The sequence below is a fragment of the Dolichospermum lemmermannii CS-548 genome, from assembly GCF_028330815.1.
Classification (GTDB): domain Bacteria; phylum Cyanobacteriota; class Cyanobacteriia; order Cyanobacteriales; family Nostocaceae; genus Dolichospermum; species Dolichospermum lemmermannii.
Window position 1 is genome coordinate 41,976 of sequence record NZ_JAQMTJ010000056.1, and the last position, 16,024, is coordinate 57,999.

Annotated in this window: 10 protein-coding genes and 1 tRNA gene; 7 read left to right on the forward strand and 4 right to left on the reverse strand. The window is 36.6% G+C overall.

Going from position 1 to position 16,024, the window contains the following annotated elements:
* Positions 1 to 198: 198 nt before the first annotated feature.
* Positions 199 to 2,418: an ABC transporter ATP-binding protein/permease gene (locus PN450_RS02805; protein WP_271835364.1), complete on the forward strand. Its 2,220-nt coding sequence runs from the start codon at positions 199 to 201 to the stop codon at positions 2,416 to 2,418.
* Positions 2,419 to 2,448: 30 nt separating this feature from the next.
* Positions 2,449 to 4,161 carry a GUN4 domain-containing protein gene (locus PN450_RS02810; RefSeq protein WP_271835365.1) on the forward strand — a complete coding sequence of 571 codons (1,713 nt, stop codon included), beginning with the start codon at positions 2,449 to 2,451 and terminating at the stop codon, positions 4,159 to 4,161.
* 70 nt (positions 4,162 to 4,231) lie between these two features.
* On the opposite strand, the gene PN450_RS02815 is transcribed toward PN450_RS02810, so the two are convergent.
* Positions 4,232 to 6,658, reverse strand: coding sequence for a hypothetical protein (locus tag PN450_RS02815; RefSeq protein ID WP_271835366.1), 2,427 nt, complete (start codon positions 6,656 to 6,658; stop codon positions 4,232 to 4,234).
* A 218-nt stretch (positions 6,659 to 6,876) separates the two neighbouring features.
* Between PN450_RS02815 and PN450_RS02820 the strand changes: the two genes are divergently transcribed.
* Both PN450_RS02820 and def read left to right on the forward strand, forming a co-directional pair.
* Positions 6,877 to 6,948: transfer RNA gene (locus tag PN450_RS02820), tRNA-Lys, on the forward strand.
* 908 nt (positions 6,949 to 7,856) lie between these two features.
* Positions 7,857 to 8,390 carry a peptide deformylase gene (def, locus tag PN450_RS02825; protein WP_271835367.1) on the forward strand — a complete coding sequence of 178 codons (534 nt, stop codon included), beginning with the start codon at positions 7,857 to 7,859 and terminating at the stop codon, positions 8,388 to 8,390.
* Between the two features lie 92 nt (positions 8,391 to 8,482).
* Here def and PN450_RS02830 read toward each other — a convergent pair whose 3' ends face one another.
* Positions 8,483 to 9,388: a CoB--CoM heterodisulfide reductase iron-sulfur subunit B family protein gene (locus tag PN450_RS02830; RefSeq protein WP_271835368.1), complete on the reverse strand. Its 906-nt coding sequence runs from the start codon at positions 9,386 to 9,388 to the stop codon at positions 8,483 to 8,485.
* A gap of 229 nt (positions 9,389 to 9,617) precedes the next feature.
* On the opposite strand from PN450_RS02830, the gene acpP reads away from it, so the two are divergent.
* The 3 genes from acpP (at position 9,618) to tkt (ending at position 13,717) form a co-directional block, all read left to right on the forward strand.
* A complete protein-coding gene (acpP, locus tag PN450_RS02835; RefSeq protein ID WP_168653244.1) occupies positions 9,618 to 9,872 on the forward strand; it encodes an acyl carrier protein in 255 nt (84 codons plus the stop codon).
* A 238-nt stretch (positions 9,873 to 10,110) separates the two neighbouring features.
* A complete protein-coding gene (fabF, locus tag PN450_RS02840; RefSeq protein ID WP_271835369.1) occupies positions 10,111 to 11,370 on the forward strand; it encodes a beta-ketoacyl-ACP synthase II in 1,260 nt (419 codons plus the stop codon).
* A 334-nt stretch (positions 11,371 to 11,704) separates the two neighbouring features.
* Complete coding sequence (gene tkt / locus PN450_RS02845) at positions 11,705 to 13,717, forward strand: transketolase (RefSeq protein WP_271835370.1); 2,013 nt, start codon at positions 11,705 to 11,707, stop codon at positions 13,715 to 13,717.
* A 142-nt stretch (positions 13,718 to 13,859) separates the two neighbouring features.
* Here tkt and PN450_RS02850 read toward each other — a convergent pair whose 3' ends face one another.
* Together PN450_RS02850 and PN450_RS02855 are read right to left on the reverse strand one after the other, a co-directional pair.
* Entirely contained in the window at positions 13,860 to 14,525 is a 666-nt protein-coding gene (locus PN450_RS02850; RefSeq protein ID WP_271835371.1) for an MAE_28990/MAE_18760 family HEPN-like nuclease, read from the reverse strand.
* Positions 14,522 to 15,577: a DUF262 domain-containing protein gene (locus tag PN450_RS02855; protein WP_271835372.1), complete on the reverse strand. Its 1,056-nt coding sequence runs from the start codon at positions 15,575 to 15,577 to the stop codon at positions 14,522 to 14,524. The genes PN450_RS02850 and PN450_RS02855 overlap by 4 nt, the downstream gene beginning before the upstream one ends.
* Positions 15,578 to 16,024 lie beyond the last annotated feature (447 nt).

The window sequence follows — 16,024 nt, forward strand, 5'->3', positions numbered from 1 at the left end:
TTAAAGAATCAGGAGAGTATTAGCTCAATACTGGATTGCTAGTCTGGCTTTTTGCTCCTGAGTATTAATATGGAATGCTATCGGACTCCTATTTGATTTTTGATAGCTTGCTGTAGCCATACAAGACTTAGTGGGTATCAAGTCCGTCTTTTCTGTTCCCTGTTCCCTACCTCAAAACACTAAAATAATTTTTTTAAGATGCAAGCTAAACCTTTTATTGATAAATCCGCCACAAATAATTCTGCTCCAGTTGCTAACCGATTTTGGGAAAATGTCAAAGCGGTTATTGGTCCTTATTGGTATCCCACAGAAGCCAACGGTAGAGCATTCTCAGATGTAGTGCGGACATGGGGAATGCTGATTCTTCTCATATTATTAATTGTCGCACTTGTAAGCGTAACTGCTTTTAATAGCTTTGTTAGCCGTTATTTGCTTGATGTGATTACTGAAGAAAAAGATTTAAAGAAATTTATTGATATATTATTGGTTTACGGTGCTGCTCTGGTTTTGGTGACACTTTTAGTAGGATTTTCTAGATTTGTTAGAAAACAAATTTCTCTTGATTGGTATGAATGGTTAAATCATCAAATTTTATCAAAATATTTAAGTAATCGTGCCTACTATAAAATCAACTTTCAATCTGATGTTAGTAATCCAGATCAACAAATATCCCAAGAAATCGAACCTTTGACTAGAAATGCTCTCAGCTTTTCAGCGACTTGTTTAGAAAAAGTCCTGGAAATGATAACTTTTTTAATTATTCTCTGGAGCCTTTCTAAATTTGTAGCAATTGCCCTGCTTGTTTATACTATAGCGGGTAATTTAATTGCCCTTTATTTAGCTGAACAATTAAATAAGATTCAAGAAGAGGGACTCGAATTTACGGCAGACCACACTTATAGTCTGACTCATGTTCGTAATCATGCTGAATCAATAGCTTTCTTTCAAGGAGAAGAACAAGAATTAAATATGATTCAGCGCAGATTTAATAAGATTATTCAAAATACCAAACGCAAGATTAATTGGGAAAGAAGTCAGGATATTTTTAACAGAGCATATCAGGCTATTATCCAAATATTTCCATTTATAGTATTCGGACCTTTACAGATTAAAGGGGAAATTGATTTTGGGGAAATTGCTCAAGCTAGTTTAGCTTGTAATCTGTTTGCCAATGCTATAGCCGAATTAATCAGAGAATTTGCAACTTCAGGAAGATTTTCTATTTATGTTGAACGTTTAGTTGAATTGTCAGATGCGTTAGAAGCGGTCAACAAATTACCAGAAAATGTCAGTACAATTAAGACAATAGAAGAAAACCGTTTAGCTTTTGAGAATGTTACTTTACAAACACCCAACTATGAACAGGTAATCGTCGAAAATTTGTCTTTGAGTGTTCAACCTGGAGAGGGGTTATTAATTGTTGGGCCTAGTGGTCGAGGTAAAAGTTCCCTGTTGAGGGCGATCGCTGGTTTGTGGAATGCGGGAACTGGTCGTTTGGTAAGACCCCCCCTAGAAGAAGTTTTATTCCTACCCCAACGTCCTTATATAATTCTAGGTACTTTGCGCGAACAGTTACTTTATCCGCATACAAATCGCAAAATGAGCGATGCAGAACTTAAAGAGATTTTACAACAAGTTAATTTACAAAACTTAGTTAGTCGTATAGATGGCTTTGATACAGAAGTTCCTTGGGAAAATATACTCTCATTGGGAGAACAACAACGTCTTGCCTTTGCACGCTTATTAGTTACTCGTCCTAGTTTCACTATCTTAGATGAAGCCACAAGTGCTTTAGATTTGAATAATGAAGAAAATTTATATGAACAATTACAATCAACGAAAACAACTTTTATTAGTGTAGGACATCGAGAAAGTTTGTTTAATTATCATGACTGGGTTTTGGAACTTTCACAAGATTCTAGTTGGCAACTTGTAACTGTGGAGGATTATCGGCAGCGGAAAGTAAAAGAAACAGTCACTAATGGTCCCAAAAATCCTCAAGTCACAATAGATATTTTACCTAACAATGAATCTTCAACTCCACCAGAAATAGCCATAAATTCTCCCGAAAATCCTCAAATCACGACAGATATTTTACCTAACAATGAATCTTCAACTCCACCAGAAATAGCCATAAATTCTCCCGAAAATCCTCAAATCACAATAGATATTTTACCTAACAATGAATCTTCAACTCCACCAGAAATAGCCATAAATTCTCCCGAAAATCCTCAAATCACGACAGATATAGATAAAATTGTCGGGCTTTCTCATCAGGAAATGCACAAATTAACAACCTATTCATCACTTGGTACTGTTAGAAGTAAAGCCAGCAAAGGTAAATCTATTACTACTCAGGATGGCTCTACCTACCGCTATAATAAAGACTCAAAGGTGTTAAAATGGGTAAAAGATTAACAAATATTCATACTTTTGATAATCAAGCTTATGCGAACTAGACAGCAGAAACAACTAATTACTTACAAAAGTATTTCAATTTATAACCAAAACTATCAAGTACCCGTAATGAAAAATAACGGGGTAAAAATAGTTCAAAAAAAAATCCAAGAACGTCAAACCTTATTTAAAGAGGGTGTGCGATATCATCATCATCTTGGTGGACTAATTAAGCGAAAATCAGAAATTAGCCAGGGAGAAATTCTTGAGGAAATCCAATTATTTATTAATGACTATACACATATTATTGATTTTTTAGAAAATTACAAGAATAGTTATCATGATTTTTTATTAATCCTTACGGAAGATTTGAAAAAATTATTCAAACAAAAATATTTAGAAATAAAAAAAATAGAAGATGAAAGAAGTAATTTAGAACTTAAAAATCATCATAATCCGGCAATACTAGATGAACTAAGATGGGAGAAAAAAGAAAATTTTAAAGCAGTGTTACTCTTGAGTAATGCTTACTTTTTAATGTTGGAAAAAATCAGTTTAATCAGCGTAGGAATTACAAGAATTGCCGAAGATACACAAAATCAAAAAGAAATAGTCAAAAAAATAGTTAAAGACTTAGAAGTCTATCAAGAAATTTACGAATATCAAAGAAAAGCCCAGAAAATTCGTCAAGAAATAGCCAAAATTGCCCATACTGCCATCAATCTCGAAACCTCTTTACAAGCATACTTTAGACCCTTTCAATCATTAATAGAAGAAGTCGTCAAAATAGATGAATATTTTTACGCAATTGTCGGAGATATTAAAAATTTAGGAGATAACGTTTTAAAGTATCAGTCAAATTTAGCTCACATTGAAGTCAAGGAGGGTATTTCTGATACTTTTCTTAATTTTATGGTAACAAGTTATGAAAGAAAAGCTAGATTAAAAGATGCTTTCATTCAATCTCAATTATTAGATTGGCAAATCCATAATTTTGATTTGAACGAAAATAGTGTCTTTTTGGATCAAGGTATTGATTTAATATCAAACTATATATCTGAGCAATTCACCGACCAAGAAAACTTGCTCAATATAGCAGACATAAATTTTACTACTGTCGTTCCGCTATCTGCTGATAAAGAAACAAGATTGATGGGATTGGTGAATAATAATGTTACTTTGACAAAAGAATTTTTCAGCAATCAAGATATTGATTATACTCAATTACGGGATCTTCTAGCGCAGCACAGGTGGCAAGAAGCTGATATTGAAACCGCTAAATTAATGCTAACAGTCATGAAAAAGAATTATTGGAATGAAGTTTATCAGCAAGATATTGATAATTTTCCTTGTCAAGATATTCATAATATCGATCAACTGTGGGAACAATATAGTTATGGTTATTTTGGCTTTAGTATTCAACAAACTATTTGGAGCGAAATGGGTGGTCAAGTAGACTATGAAACAGAAAAGAAACTTGGCGATCGCCTTGGTTGGCGAAAAGAGGGAAACTGGTTAGAATATGAAGAACTAACTTTCAAATTGTCCCCGATGACACCGATGGGACACTTACCAGTCAAATGGTTACACTATGATCAACACAGTGCTGAATTAACCTCACAATCATCTACAGAAAACCTTTCCATGGCAGCTTGGCGGGTAAAATCTTGGTTAGTTCGACAAATGCACTTATTCTTTTCTCGTGTAAAAAGCTGTCAAGACCTATGTGCGAATAACAAATTTGTTAATCGCAGGCAAAATTAGAACTAGATTTAATTTGAGGACAGTTAGGGTGCGGAAGGTGGGCTTTATGAGCCATTGTTTGCAAGAATACTTAGGGCTTGCTGAATAAGTCTCTCAAATCCACATTTACTGAAGTCAACTCTCGGTTCATCAGATAAAATCTACCTATAATACTAACAGAATTATAAAATCCATTTTTAGATTTTTTCAGCATTATTTTGGCATTTCTTTGATTATTTATCCCTTTAAGGATGAGAACACCAGCAAAATTAAAACTACCTGATGCAGTTAATTTACTGCTATTTACACTAGCAGTAATATTAGCAAAAGTATAACCTAAAAACTTGAGATTCCCGGAAATACTAGCAGAATTATTGATATTACCATGAGTTCCCTTGCCTAGATTAACTGTAGCACCGTTGAAAGCTAAAATGCCAAAGTTAAAATTACTTGTGGCTTGAAATCCACTCTCATTCAGACTAATTCCTAGTAATGTGAATTGTTTACCCATGAGAGTAATATCACCTAAACCAAAAATCTTTTTATTCATTAAATCTACTTTAAACTTAGGAACATTTAGCTTGAGAACATTGGCTAAATTAAGAGCTACATCATTAATTAAAACGTCTTGAAGGTTAAATGATAACGTACCCTTACCTAAAGATTGATTAAAACCAATAATATTTGTTTTTCCGGTTGCGCTTTGATTCTTTAAATTAACTGTGAGATTAGGAATAGTCAAAGTTAAGAAACTTGCTAAATTCAGTTGAAGGTTCTTCAGGTTAACACTATTGTGATTAACATCAAAGGTAATCCCTAGCAGAGTATTACCCAAAATTGAAACCTTTCCTGAACCACTACCACAACCAGATTTTATATCTATAGTTAGGTCATCAACATCAATGCTCAATAAATTAGCTAAACTCAAGTCAAAGTTTTTAAAGGTAGCATTGCTAGAAGTAATTTTAAATTCAACATTTGCAATTTGATTATTAAACAACTCTACATAGCCATCTCCCTGAAAATACTGCTCACTAGGTGTTACGTTTAAAGCTAAATCTAAGCTATCGTCATCTGTTCCCTTAATTTTGATAAATCCTAAATCTATTTCTAAAACTTTTAACGAACCACTAATATTATTTAAACTTTTGTCACCTTCAAGGAATAAGATTGCTTCATGACCCCAAGCATTGACTTTGCCATTAATTTCTAAACCTTCTGATATTGGTTGGCCTGCAATCATCGTCGGGAAGGGAACATACTTAATTAATGGGTTAATTTTTCCGTCTCTATCCCTATCAATTGATTCGATAGTCAAATTTACCAGACTTTCTAACAAACCTAGTGCTTTGTTAACTAAATCAATTGAACAACCTACTTGTTTGGTAATAAAAGAACTGACTAGACCGCGCCACAAATCTATTAAACTAACGGCTTGATTGGGAGTTAAAACTAAAGCTAATCGCTCAGGATCATTAGTATCTATGAGGAATGCTACCTCAATATCTATTTTTTCCCATCTCAAATCACCAATGAAGCCAAAATTATCAAAGTAAGGAGGTAAATATGTTCCACCTCCTTGAAACCTGATATTGCGAAGTTCAGTTCCTGCCAAACCATAGGGATTATGCCAGGATTTTTCACTTTGTTGACAGAAAGATGCTGTTAAAGATTCAGGTTCGAGAGAGAGAGAACCAGAAAGAAATAGTTTAGGTTCTTTTTCCTGGGTAGGGTCGTAACCTTGAAGAATTAAATTTCCAGTTAATCCAAAGTTTGGCTCTAAATCAGGATCAATTTTTAATTCCATGAGCAAGTTACTAAAATTAGCTTTAAATTGTTGGCGGGAAAATAGTTGCATATCACTTGCAATATTACCTGTTAAGCTAACTTGTCCTGTGGGATTGAAACTAATCATAGATTCCAAGTATGTAATCCCTAAATTTTTATGTAGAAAATTACTAAAGTTTTTAGGGAACTTTCTTAAATCAATATCTCCGATAAAGTTTAGTCCTCTGTTTAAATTAATATCACCCGATTTTGAATGTGCAAAAGAATGGGCAATGTTAGTGATAATTAACTCTGAATTGGCTAATTTTAGATTGTTGATAATAGGAATTTTATTTGTGAGTTTACTGAAACTAAAATCACTAGTTAATTGATATCTTAATGTGGTTTTTCGTCCAAAAATCAATTCAATTTTTCTGTTATTTAGGAATCCTCGACACCTAATTTCAATTTTATGATGATTTTTATAAAGTTTACATTTTGATGCGGATATTTTAATTTCAGGTTGGCTAAATATTTCAACAATAATTCTATCTAGGGCTACATTCATGTATGGGATTTTACTATGAATATTAAAAATTTCGTCTAAATTTAATTGCAAATCATGATCTAAATCTAAATCTAAATAAACTTCTGAATTTGACGAGACTAAATCTATATTATCCAAAGATTCCAGTTTTAATTTGAGAGCCTTAGGTAAGGTAATTCCTGCTAAGTCAATGTTAGGAGACATAAGTAAATTGACGTAAATGTTTTGAAGTTTTGAAAGGGTAGACCGTGTTTGACGACCGTAGCGAGAATTCGGCTTTGGGGTACTACCTAAGTATATTCTGTCCGCAGAATCTCAGCGGCTTTAGCCGCTGAGAGTGTCAACCAATTTCCACTTTGTCCAGTTCTTTAACTGCAACACTAGCGCAAAATTCAAAAGTCTGATATCATGAATTAATGAACGGGTGAGTAGCTCAACGGTAGAGCAGTTGACTCTTAATCAATTGGTTGCGGGTTCGATTCCCTCCTCACCCATTAGCTTTCAGCGTTTTCAAGATTTGACCTTGACTAGGTATTGCCTAGTTTTAGTCAATACCTAGTCAAGGTAAATTGGTTTTTTTTTGATATTATTTTCTTTATTTTTGCTTTCACTTTTCATCACATTTGGCAGCAGCTTACTGCCCCATTGGCGTTTTTTATCGGTTTTTGGCTTTTATACCTTTTGCAAAATCCCGAATAGAATGGGACGGTGCCAGGTAAGCACTAGGCTGAAAAAAAACGTTCCAAAAAGCTTTTGACCTTTTGGAACATTTGTGTTTGAAAAATGAAAAAAAAATAAAAAATGGGTCATCGTGTGGCTACCTTCAACTTTTCTTCAGTATGTCTTAGTACTATTAGTTCTTCAATTATTACATAATTTAATGCCATGCCGCCTCTAACAGCGACAGCCGCGGCTGAGTTCAAGTTGAGTGGATTAGAAGTGCCTGCGGAAGGGAGTTCGTCAATGACAATTCTAGCCGTTTTTGTTTTGGTTGATGTTTTCATGGTTTTTAGTCGGAAGTCGTGTGTGTAATGTTGTCGACAAAAGACGAAATACTCATACTCACACCGAGTATATCATACAAAAAGTTTTTTTACACAACACAACGTTTTTTCAAAAAAATTTTACTTGCCAGTCACCCACTTAAAATCGTTCCGCCTTCTTGCCCTTCCCGCCTTCTTGCCCCACCCCCCAACACACAGACAGGACGGGACGCACAATATTCCGAGTGTCTTCTGTATTCTTCCGTGTTCTGGGGTGCCTGGAGTGCTTCGTTTAATTCCATAACTCGTGCGAGGTACAAGGCGAGGCCACGGAAGGCGATCGCACATCATCAATGGTATAATCGTCAAAACGGCGATATTTATGAAATTTGGTATGAGAAAAATATAGGGATTTGAAAATGAATGAATTAGCACCAATCATTAAATTAGGTAATCCGATATTACGACAAAAAGCTGTTGCGGTTGAGAATATTCAAAATCAAGAAATTCAAAACCTCATTGATGAACTAATTACCTCAGTTGCTCAAGCTAATGGGGTGGGAATTGCTGCACCACAAATAGCAGCATCTTACCGTCTATTTATCGTTGCTTCCCGTCCTAATGCCAGATATCCCCACGCACCAGAAATGCAGCCGACCGCAATGATTAACCCCCGAATTATTGCCCATTCTTCGGAAATGGTGAAAGGTTGGGAAGGTTGTTTAAGTGTTCCTGGAATTAGGGGTTTAGTCCCTAGATATCAAACAATTGAAGTTGAGTATACAGACCGTTATGGCAATTTACAAAAACAAGAATTAACTGATTTTGTTGCCCGAATTTTTCAACATGAGTATGATCATTTGGAGGGATTAGTATTTTTAGATCGGGTAGAAAACAATCAGGATTTAATTAGTGAAGAAGAATATCAAAAATCTGTAATGGGTAATGGGTAATGGGTAATGGGTAATGGGTAATTGGTAATTGGTAATTGGTAATTGGTAATTGGTAATGGGAAGAAAAATATTATTCCCTTCCCACAATTTGATCAGAATCCTAATTTTTCTAAAATGGGTTTTGTAGACACAATATGTCTCTCTAAACCCAATTCTTTGGGACTGACACCTAAAGCCAAAGCAATTAATTGGGGTAAGTGTAAAATCGGTAAACCTAACTTTTCACCAATTACCTTTTCTACTTCTGGTTGACGAGAATCTAAATTCAAATGACACAAAGGACATGGTGTGACAATACAATCAGCACCATTATTTAAAGCTTCTTGGATATGATTTCCCGCCATTTGGAAAGATTCGGTTGTCGCGTAGCTGGATAAAGGCCAACCGCAGCATTGAGTTCTGCCACGATAATATACAGGTGTCGCCCCTACTGCCCGAAATACATTTTCCATTGCTTCGGGTTGAAAAGGATCATCATAGGGCATGGATTTTTGAGCGCGGAGGAGATAACAACCATAGAAAGCTGCACATTTTAATCCACTTAATTTCTTGGTAACACGCTGAGTAATTTCCTCTAAACCATAATCTGTGACTAAAGCATAAAGAAGATGTTTAACTTCTGTACTCCCCCGATAGGGTGAACAACCTTCTTTTTCTAATAAACCATTAACCTTATTCACGTAATCAGGATTTGTTGATTGACATTCTTTTAATCGTTCATCAACATGACCAATAACACCTTGGCAAGTGCTGCAATGGGTAAGTAAAGGGAGATTTAATGATTCTGCTAACGCGATATTTCTGGCATTAACGGTATCTTCTAGTAGTTGAGAATCTTCTTTAAATGTCCCTGAACCACAGCAAGAGGCTTTTTTCAGTTCAACCAATTCAATACCCAAGGCTTGAGTGAGAGACTGGGTTGATATATACAGTTCCCTACAAGCCCCTTGAGCTACACAGCCTGGATAGTAAGCGTATTTTAGCGGTTTAGATAGCATAAAAGTATAGTTGGTTTATTGTTTAGAGGTGATGAGGATTGATTAATTGGGTGGTTACTGTGGTTATTAAACCTTTATCTCTCATTTCCAGGATCTCCTTCATCTTTAATCCTCAGTTTTAATGATAGAACCTATACTCAGGTTCACCCTTTCCGATAAGATGTATATGCCCAAAAAAAACTTTGTTCATTTAGAGCAAATCATAGCAACTTGTTAAGGACTTTTATTTATGAGCCAAGCAGCAACTTTTGAAAAAGTTAAAAAAATTATCGTTGAGCAACTTAGCATAGAGGATGCGGATACGGTTACACCAGAAGCCAATTTTGTTGATGATTTAGGGGCTGATTCCCTAGATACAGTGGAGTTAGTTATGGCTTTGGAAGAAGAATTTGATATCGAAATTCCTGATGAAGCGGCTGAAAAAATTAAAACTGTTCAAGACACTGTGGATTATATCTCTAGTCACGCTACTGCATCTGCATAGGCAAATTTTGATTCAGCATTGACGGGTTTAAACAAATACTTTAAGAGTATACAAATTAACTGGATAAACCCGTCCTTAGATGAGTGCTGAGTGTCTAAACTGTAAGTTTGACTTCAAAAAAAGCCCCAAAAGTCCATAATATTGAGCAAACAGTATAGTCTTAACTAAGAATACTTAACTCCGAAATCACCCCTCTTAATTGTTTCCCTGCTGCTTTTTCGCCATATTTAATGCAATCATGACAGACTATAAACGTAACCGCGTTGTTGTAACAGGTGTGGGCGCGATTACACCTATTGGTAACACACCAGCCGAATATTGGGAAGGATTATTAAGCGGACGAAATGGGATTGACTATATCACCGCCTTTGATGCTTCTAAACATAGTTGCCGCATTGCGGGTGAAGTCAAGAACTTTGATCCACACACTTACTTAGATCGCAAAGAAGCCAAGCGGATGGATCGGTTTGCCCAATTGGGTGTATCAGCAGCTAAACAAGCTGTTGCTGATTCAGGTTTAGTAATTGATGATCTCAACGCTGAACAAGTTGGTGTAATTATCGGTTCGGGAATTGGTGGAATTAAAGTTTTAGAAGACCAACAAACCATTTACTTAGATCCTAATAAAGGTCCTAGTCGTTGTAGTCCCTTCATGATTCCCATGATGATCGCCAATATGGCAGCAGGATTAACAGCAATTCATACTGGGGCAAAAGGTCCAAATTCCTGCTCTGTAACAGCTTGTGCTGCGGGTTCTAATTCTATCGGCGATGCTTTTCGTCAGATTCAAGGCGGATATGCCACAGCCATGATTTGCGGTGGCTGTGAAGCCGCAGTTACACCCCTGTCAGTGGCAGGATTTGCGGCTGCTCGCGCCCTGTCCACCCGCAATGATGATCCGGCTCATGCTTGTCGTCCCTTTGATCGTGATCGTGATGGCTTTGTCATGGGTGAAGGAGCAGGAATTTTAATTCTCGAAGAATTAGAACACGCCCTCAGCCGGGGCGCAAGGATTTATGGGGAAATTGTTGGTTACGGGATGACCTGTGATGCTTATCACATGACTTCTCCTGTTCCCGGTGGTTTAGGTGCAGCCAGAGCGATTGAGTTAGCTTTAAAAGATGCGTCACTGACACCGGAAATGGTTAGTTACATCAATGCTCATGGAACTAGTACATCAGCTAATGATGTGAATGAAACCGCGGCGATTAAGAAAGCTTTGGGAGATCATGCGTATAAAGTAGCCATCAGTTCTACTAAATCCATGACAGGACATCTGTTAGGCGGTTCTGGTGGGATTGAAGCTGTAGCGACAATTTTAGCGATCGCTCATGATCAAATTCCCCCCACCATCAACATTGAAAATCTTGATCCAGAATGTGATCTAGATTATGTCCCCCATACCAGTCGCGCCCAAACAGTCGAAGTAGCCTTATCTAATTCCTTTGGCTTTGGTGGTCATAATGTTACCCTAGCCTTCAAGAAATTTACTCCCTAAAGATACTTCCTAGTCAGGTATTAGGTGACAGGTGACGTTAATAACCTAATCACCCATTACCACGACTTGTATTATTGATCCCCAAATAATTTTGCTAGTGGTTAGCTTTTAAAGAAGTGAACCTGTGGCAAGTATGATAGAGATCATTCCTAACTGAACAGTTAGTTTAGGATAACCAAATTATCGGCTTTATTCATCACCAAGAACTCAGAATATCCCCCTTGTCCATTGACAATTGGGAATGAGATGATGAAGAAAGTGGGATCACTTTATAATGAACCCAGCAAGAAAAAGCTAAAAAGAGTCCTAACCCGTCGTTAACAATAAAGAGATTATGGCTGTTGCAACCCAATCCATCCAAGAACTTTGTATTAATTCAATCCGCTTTTTGGCTGTAGATGCCATAGAAAAATCCAAATCAGGACACCCAGGACTACCGATGGGCGCGGCTCCAATGGCTTTTGTACTTTGGGATAGCTTCATGCGCTATAACCCCAAAAATCCCCAGTGGTTCAACCGCGATCGCTTTGTTTTGTCCGCAGGTCATGGTTCAATGTTGCAGTATGCCCTACTGTACCTAACAGGCTACGATAGCGTTACCATAGACGATATCAAGCAATTTCGTCAATGGGGTGCTAAGACCCCAGGCCACCCCGAAAACTTTGTTACAGCCGGTGTAGAAGTCACAACAGGCCCTTTAGGTCAGGGAATTGCCAATGCAGTTGGTTTAGCAGTAGCCGAAGCACACCTAGCTGCTAAGTTTAACAAGCCTGATGCCACAATTGTTGACCACTACACCTATGTAATTCTTGGTGATGGTTGCAACATGGAAGGTATTTCCGGTGAAGCTGCTTCTATTGCCGGACACTGGGGATTAGGTAAACTCATTGCTCTTTATGACGACAACCACATCTCTATTGATGGTTCTACAGATGTAGCATTTACAGAAGATGTTTCCAAACGGTTTGAAGCTTACGGTTGGCACGTTCTCCACGTTAAAGATGGTAACACCGATTTAGCCGGAATTGCCCAAGCTATTGAAGCCGCAAAAGCTGTCACCGACAAACCCACCATGATTAAGGTGACAACCACCATTGGTTATGGTTCTCCCAACAAACAAGATACCGCTGGTATTCACGGTGCGGCTTTGGGACCAGAAGAAACCATCGCTACCCGCAAAAATTTAGGTTGGGAATACGACGCTTTTGTAGTTCCTGAAGATGCCCTTAATCATACTCGCAAGGCAGTAGAACGCGGTGCTGGTTACGAATCCGCATGGAACACAGTCTATGCTGGTTACAAAGCTAAATACCCCCAAGAAGCGGCTGAATTTGACCGTTTCATTAGCGGCAAATTACCAGAAGGTTGGGATCAAGTATTACCTACCTATACACCAGAAGATAAAGCATTACCTACCCGTAAACACTCAGAAAACTGCCTCAACAAACTAGGGGCTGTTTTACCTGAGTTAATTGGTGGTTCTGCTGACTTAACCCACTCCAACCTCACCGAACTCAAAGGCGCTGGTGATTTCCAAAAAGGACATTTCGCTAATCGCAACATTCACTTCGGCGTACGTGAACACGCCATGGGTGCAATCTGTAACGGTATGGCGTTGCACAACTCAGGTTTGATTCCTTACGGCGCAACCTTCTTAATCTTTACCGATTATATGCGGGCTGCGATTCGTTTGGCTGCTCTTTCCGAAGCTGGTTCAATTTGGGTGATGACTCATGACTCCATTGGCCAAGGTGAAGACGGTCCTACACACCAACCCATTGAAACCCTTGCTTCTTTGCGGGCTATTCCTGATTTAACCGTAATTCGTCCCGCTGACGGCAATGAAACCTCTGGTGGTTACAAAGTCGCCATTGAGAAGTCTAAAGCAAATGCTTCTACTTTATTGGCGTTCACTCGTCAAAACGTTCCTAACTTAGCAGGTACATCCATTGCAGGTGTCGCTAAGGGTGCGTATACAATTGTTGATTCTCAAGGTACACCAGATATCATCTTGATTGGTACTGGTTCAGAAGTCAGCCTCTGCGTTAGTGCAGCGGAAAAATTAACTGCGGTCGGTAAGAAGGTTCGCGTTGTTTCTATGCCTTCTTCAACCTTGTTTGACACACAAGATGCAGCTTACAAAGAATCTGTTCTTCCTAAAGCTGTTACTAAGCGTCTATCTGTAGAAGCTGCTAGTAGCTTCGGTTGGCACAAGTATATTGGTAGCGAAGGCGACACTGTAAGTATTGATACTTTTGGTGCTTCTGCTCCTGGTGGTATTTGTTTGGAGAAGTTTGGCTTCACTGTTGATAATGTTTTAGCTAAAGCTAAGGCTTTGTTAGGTTAATTATCACAGGATATTTTCTGATTTTGTGGGGTGGGCTGTAAAGCTCACCTTTTTTTTGTTCTATCCTAATGAATCCTGATATTGTCTTTCTCCTTTTTTTTCAGCAAACCCAATTTAATAGGAAATTAAATATTGAAAAATATTATAATGATGTATTAGATGAACTTTGAGAACAATATTCTTTTGTTGCAGCAGCATTATCTATTTGGTTTCTGAGCGTATCCATCATTTCTATTACTATTCTATGCAATTCATCGTAATCTTTTTTATCTATATCAAGATAATTACCATGAGCTATAATGTTCCTTTTCCCTAACAATTTTTCATCTATTAATACTTCCTTTGATTCATAGAGTGAATAATCTAAACCAATCATACATATTATTTCTTTAAAAACTGATGATGATAAATTAGACGTAGCAATTCTAAATTCATATTTTATCACACTTCGCTCATTTAATTTAGTCATAAAAAATTCTGCAACTTCATTATATATAGTTGCTTTTTCTGTTTCCTTAGCTTGATCTAATTGATCTTTCATTGCCAAAGCTATAAAATTATTTGCTAGTTGATTATAAGGTAGCTTTTGCATAGCCACAAATTCTACATAGCTATTAGCTGATACTTTAACAAATCCTTCCCAATGAGCATAAAGCATAGTAATACCACTGCGGACTAATGCATTTCTTTTTGCTAATTCAAAATCCTTTGAATCAATCAAACTTTTCAATATTGAAAGCTCTTTTTTTCGCCATGCAAGTTCTTCTGCTAACTTATCACTAAGCTGTTCTAAAGTGCGTATTTTCATGGCTGGAAAATTTTACGTCCCAAGGGAACTAAGTTTGGTGTTCTACGCTTTGCAGAAGTACCTGAACCTCCTGAACTTGACCACTGTTTGTATTCAGGATTTACCCAAACTTGCTTTACTTTTTCTTTGATATTAATCTCTGAATTAGATAAATTTTTGTAGTTGTAACCAATTCCTAACGCAATTACCTCATAAGCAGAAACCAAAAATCCTCCTAAAAATCTATTTTTAGTATGGGAGTATCTGCGAAAACTTTCATTTCCAAGTTGGTCATATAAAATTTCAAATGTCTTATTAAAAGCAGTTTCTTCTTCACTATAATTAAATTCTTGATTTTTAGCAATTTCTAGAATTTTATCAGTCAAGAAAATACTTAAATCATTACCTATTTTTTTTATTTCATTTTCTTCAAGAGTACGGAATACCAAAAATCTTACTAACAATTCCATATCATATTGTTCATCATTCTGTCGATCACTGAGAGCTATACATTCTTGGAAATTTTCATTTTCACTTAATTTTTTTAGCCAGTGAAACATTTCTTTGTTATACATGACAAGAATACAGTTTCTTACCTCCTGTGCTGTAGCTATTGAACCACCATTATTTAATCTTTGAAATAATTCGTATTTGGCAATTTCATCACTTTCTTTGAGAAGAATAGTTGCACCAATTTTAGCTCTTTTTATCAATAAGCGTTGGGCTGAAGTGAGAGAGTTAATAGGATCATCAGGATCTTCCCATTTCTTTCCTTCCAAATTTGATAAATATTTAGTTTTTTCTAAAACCAATGGATCTAAAAGTTTTTGATCTTCATCTTTTAATTTTCCCACAAATTCATATATTGTAGATAATCTTTGTAGTCCATCCACAACATCCCATACACCATCGTCACGTTGAGAAACAAAGATGGGTGGAATTGGTATACCCAGTAAAATAGATTCTATTAAGCTAGTTTTTTGGCTAGAAGTCCAACGAAAAATCCTTTGAAATTCAGGATGTATATCAATTTCGTTATTTTCATAAAGGCTGATCCATTCCCCAATAGACATTGAATAGTGATCGGATCTAATCTCTTGCCTCATTTTGTCAATTTCTTCCTGAAGTCCCATGTTATTACTCCAATTTTAAAAAAGGTAAAATCTAGAAAGCCAGCTTTTACAAGCTGTAAATGTTTAATCTTGTCAGGGTTTTATAATTAGGTTTTAGTTGATTTTAACTCAGTAAAATCTAACTTTTAACGAGGGATGATATCGGCTTTTCTCATCCCAACCTACTTGAATTATAAGTCATGAACAGAATATTATATTACTGCAATTATCAATTACATAACCAGTTTCATCTACGAACATAAAAACGCCTTTACAGACCATAGCAAAAGATAGCCTGACAGATAATTACCAAATTGTAAAGGCTGGAGATACCATAGCGATAGCGTTCCACAGGAATCGCATCATCCCAATTCCGCGATAAAATTTTACATTATTACTCTAGATAAT

Excerpts from the sequence above, each read along its gene's own strand:
- PN450_RS02830 (WP_271835368.1), bottom strand. The coding sequence starts at position 9,388 with ATGCTATCTAAACCGCTAAAATACGCTTACTATCCAGGCTGTGTAGCT.
- acpP (WP_168653244.1), top strand. The coding sequence starts at position 9,618 with ATGAGCCAAGCAGCAACTTTTGAAAAAGTTAAAAAAATTATCGTTGAG.
- PN450_RS02810 (WP_271835365.1), top strand. The coding sequence starts at position 2,449 with ATGCGAACTAGACAGCAGAAACAACTAATTACTTACAAAAGTATTTCA.
- PN450_RS02855 (WP_271835372.1), bottom strand. The coding sequence starts at position 15,577 with ATGTCTATTGGGGAATGGATCAGCCTTTATGAAAATAACGAAATTGAT.
- tkt (WP_271835370.1), top strand. The coding sequence starts at position 11,705 with ATGGCTGTTGCAACCCAATCCATCCAAGAACTTTGTATTAATTCAATC.
- fabF (WP_271835369.1), top strand. The coding sequence starts at position 10,111 with ATGACAGACTATAAACGTAACCGCGTTGTTGTAACAGGTGTGGGCGCG.
- PN450_RS02805 (WP_271835364.1), top strand. The coding sequence starts at position 199 with ATGCAAGCTAAACCTTTTATTGATAAATCCGCCACAAATAATTCTGCT.
- def (WP_271835367.1), top strand. The coding sequence starts at position 7,857 with ATGAATGAATTAGCACCAATCATTAAATTAGGTAATCCGATATTACGA.
- PN450_RS02850 (WP_271835371.1), bottom strand. The coding sequence starts at position 14,525 with ATGAAAATACGCACTTTAGAACAGCTTAGTGATAAGTTAGCAGAAGAA.
- PN450_RS02815 (WP_271835366.1), bottom strand. The coding sequence starts at position 6,658 with ATGTCTCCTAACATTGACTTAGCAGGAATTACCTTACCTAAGGCTCTC.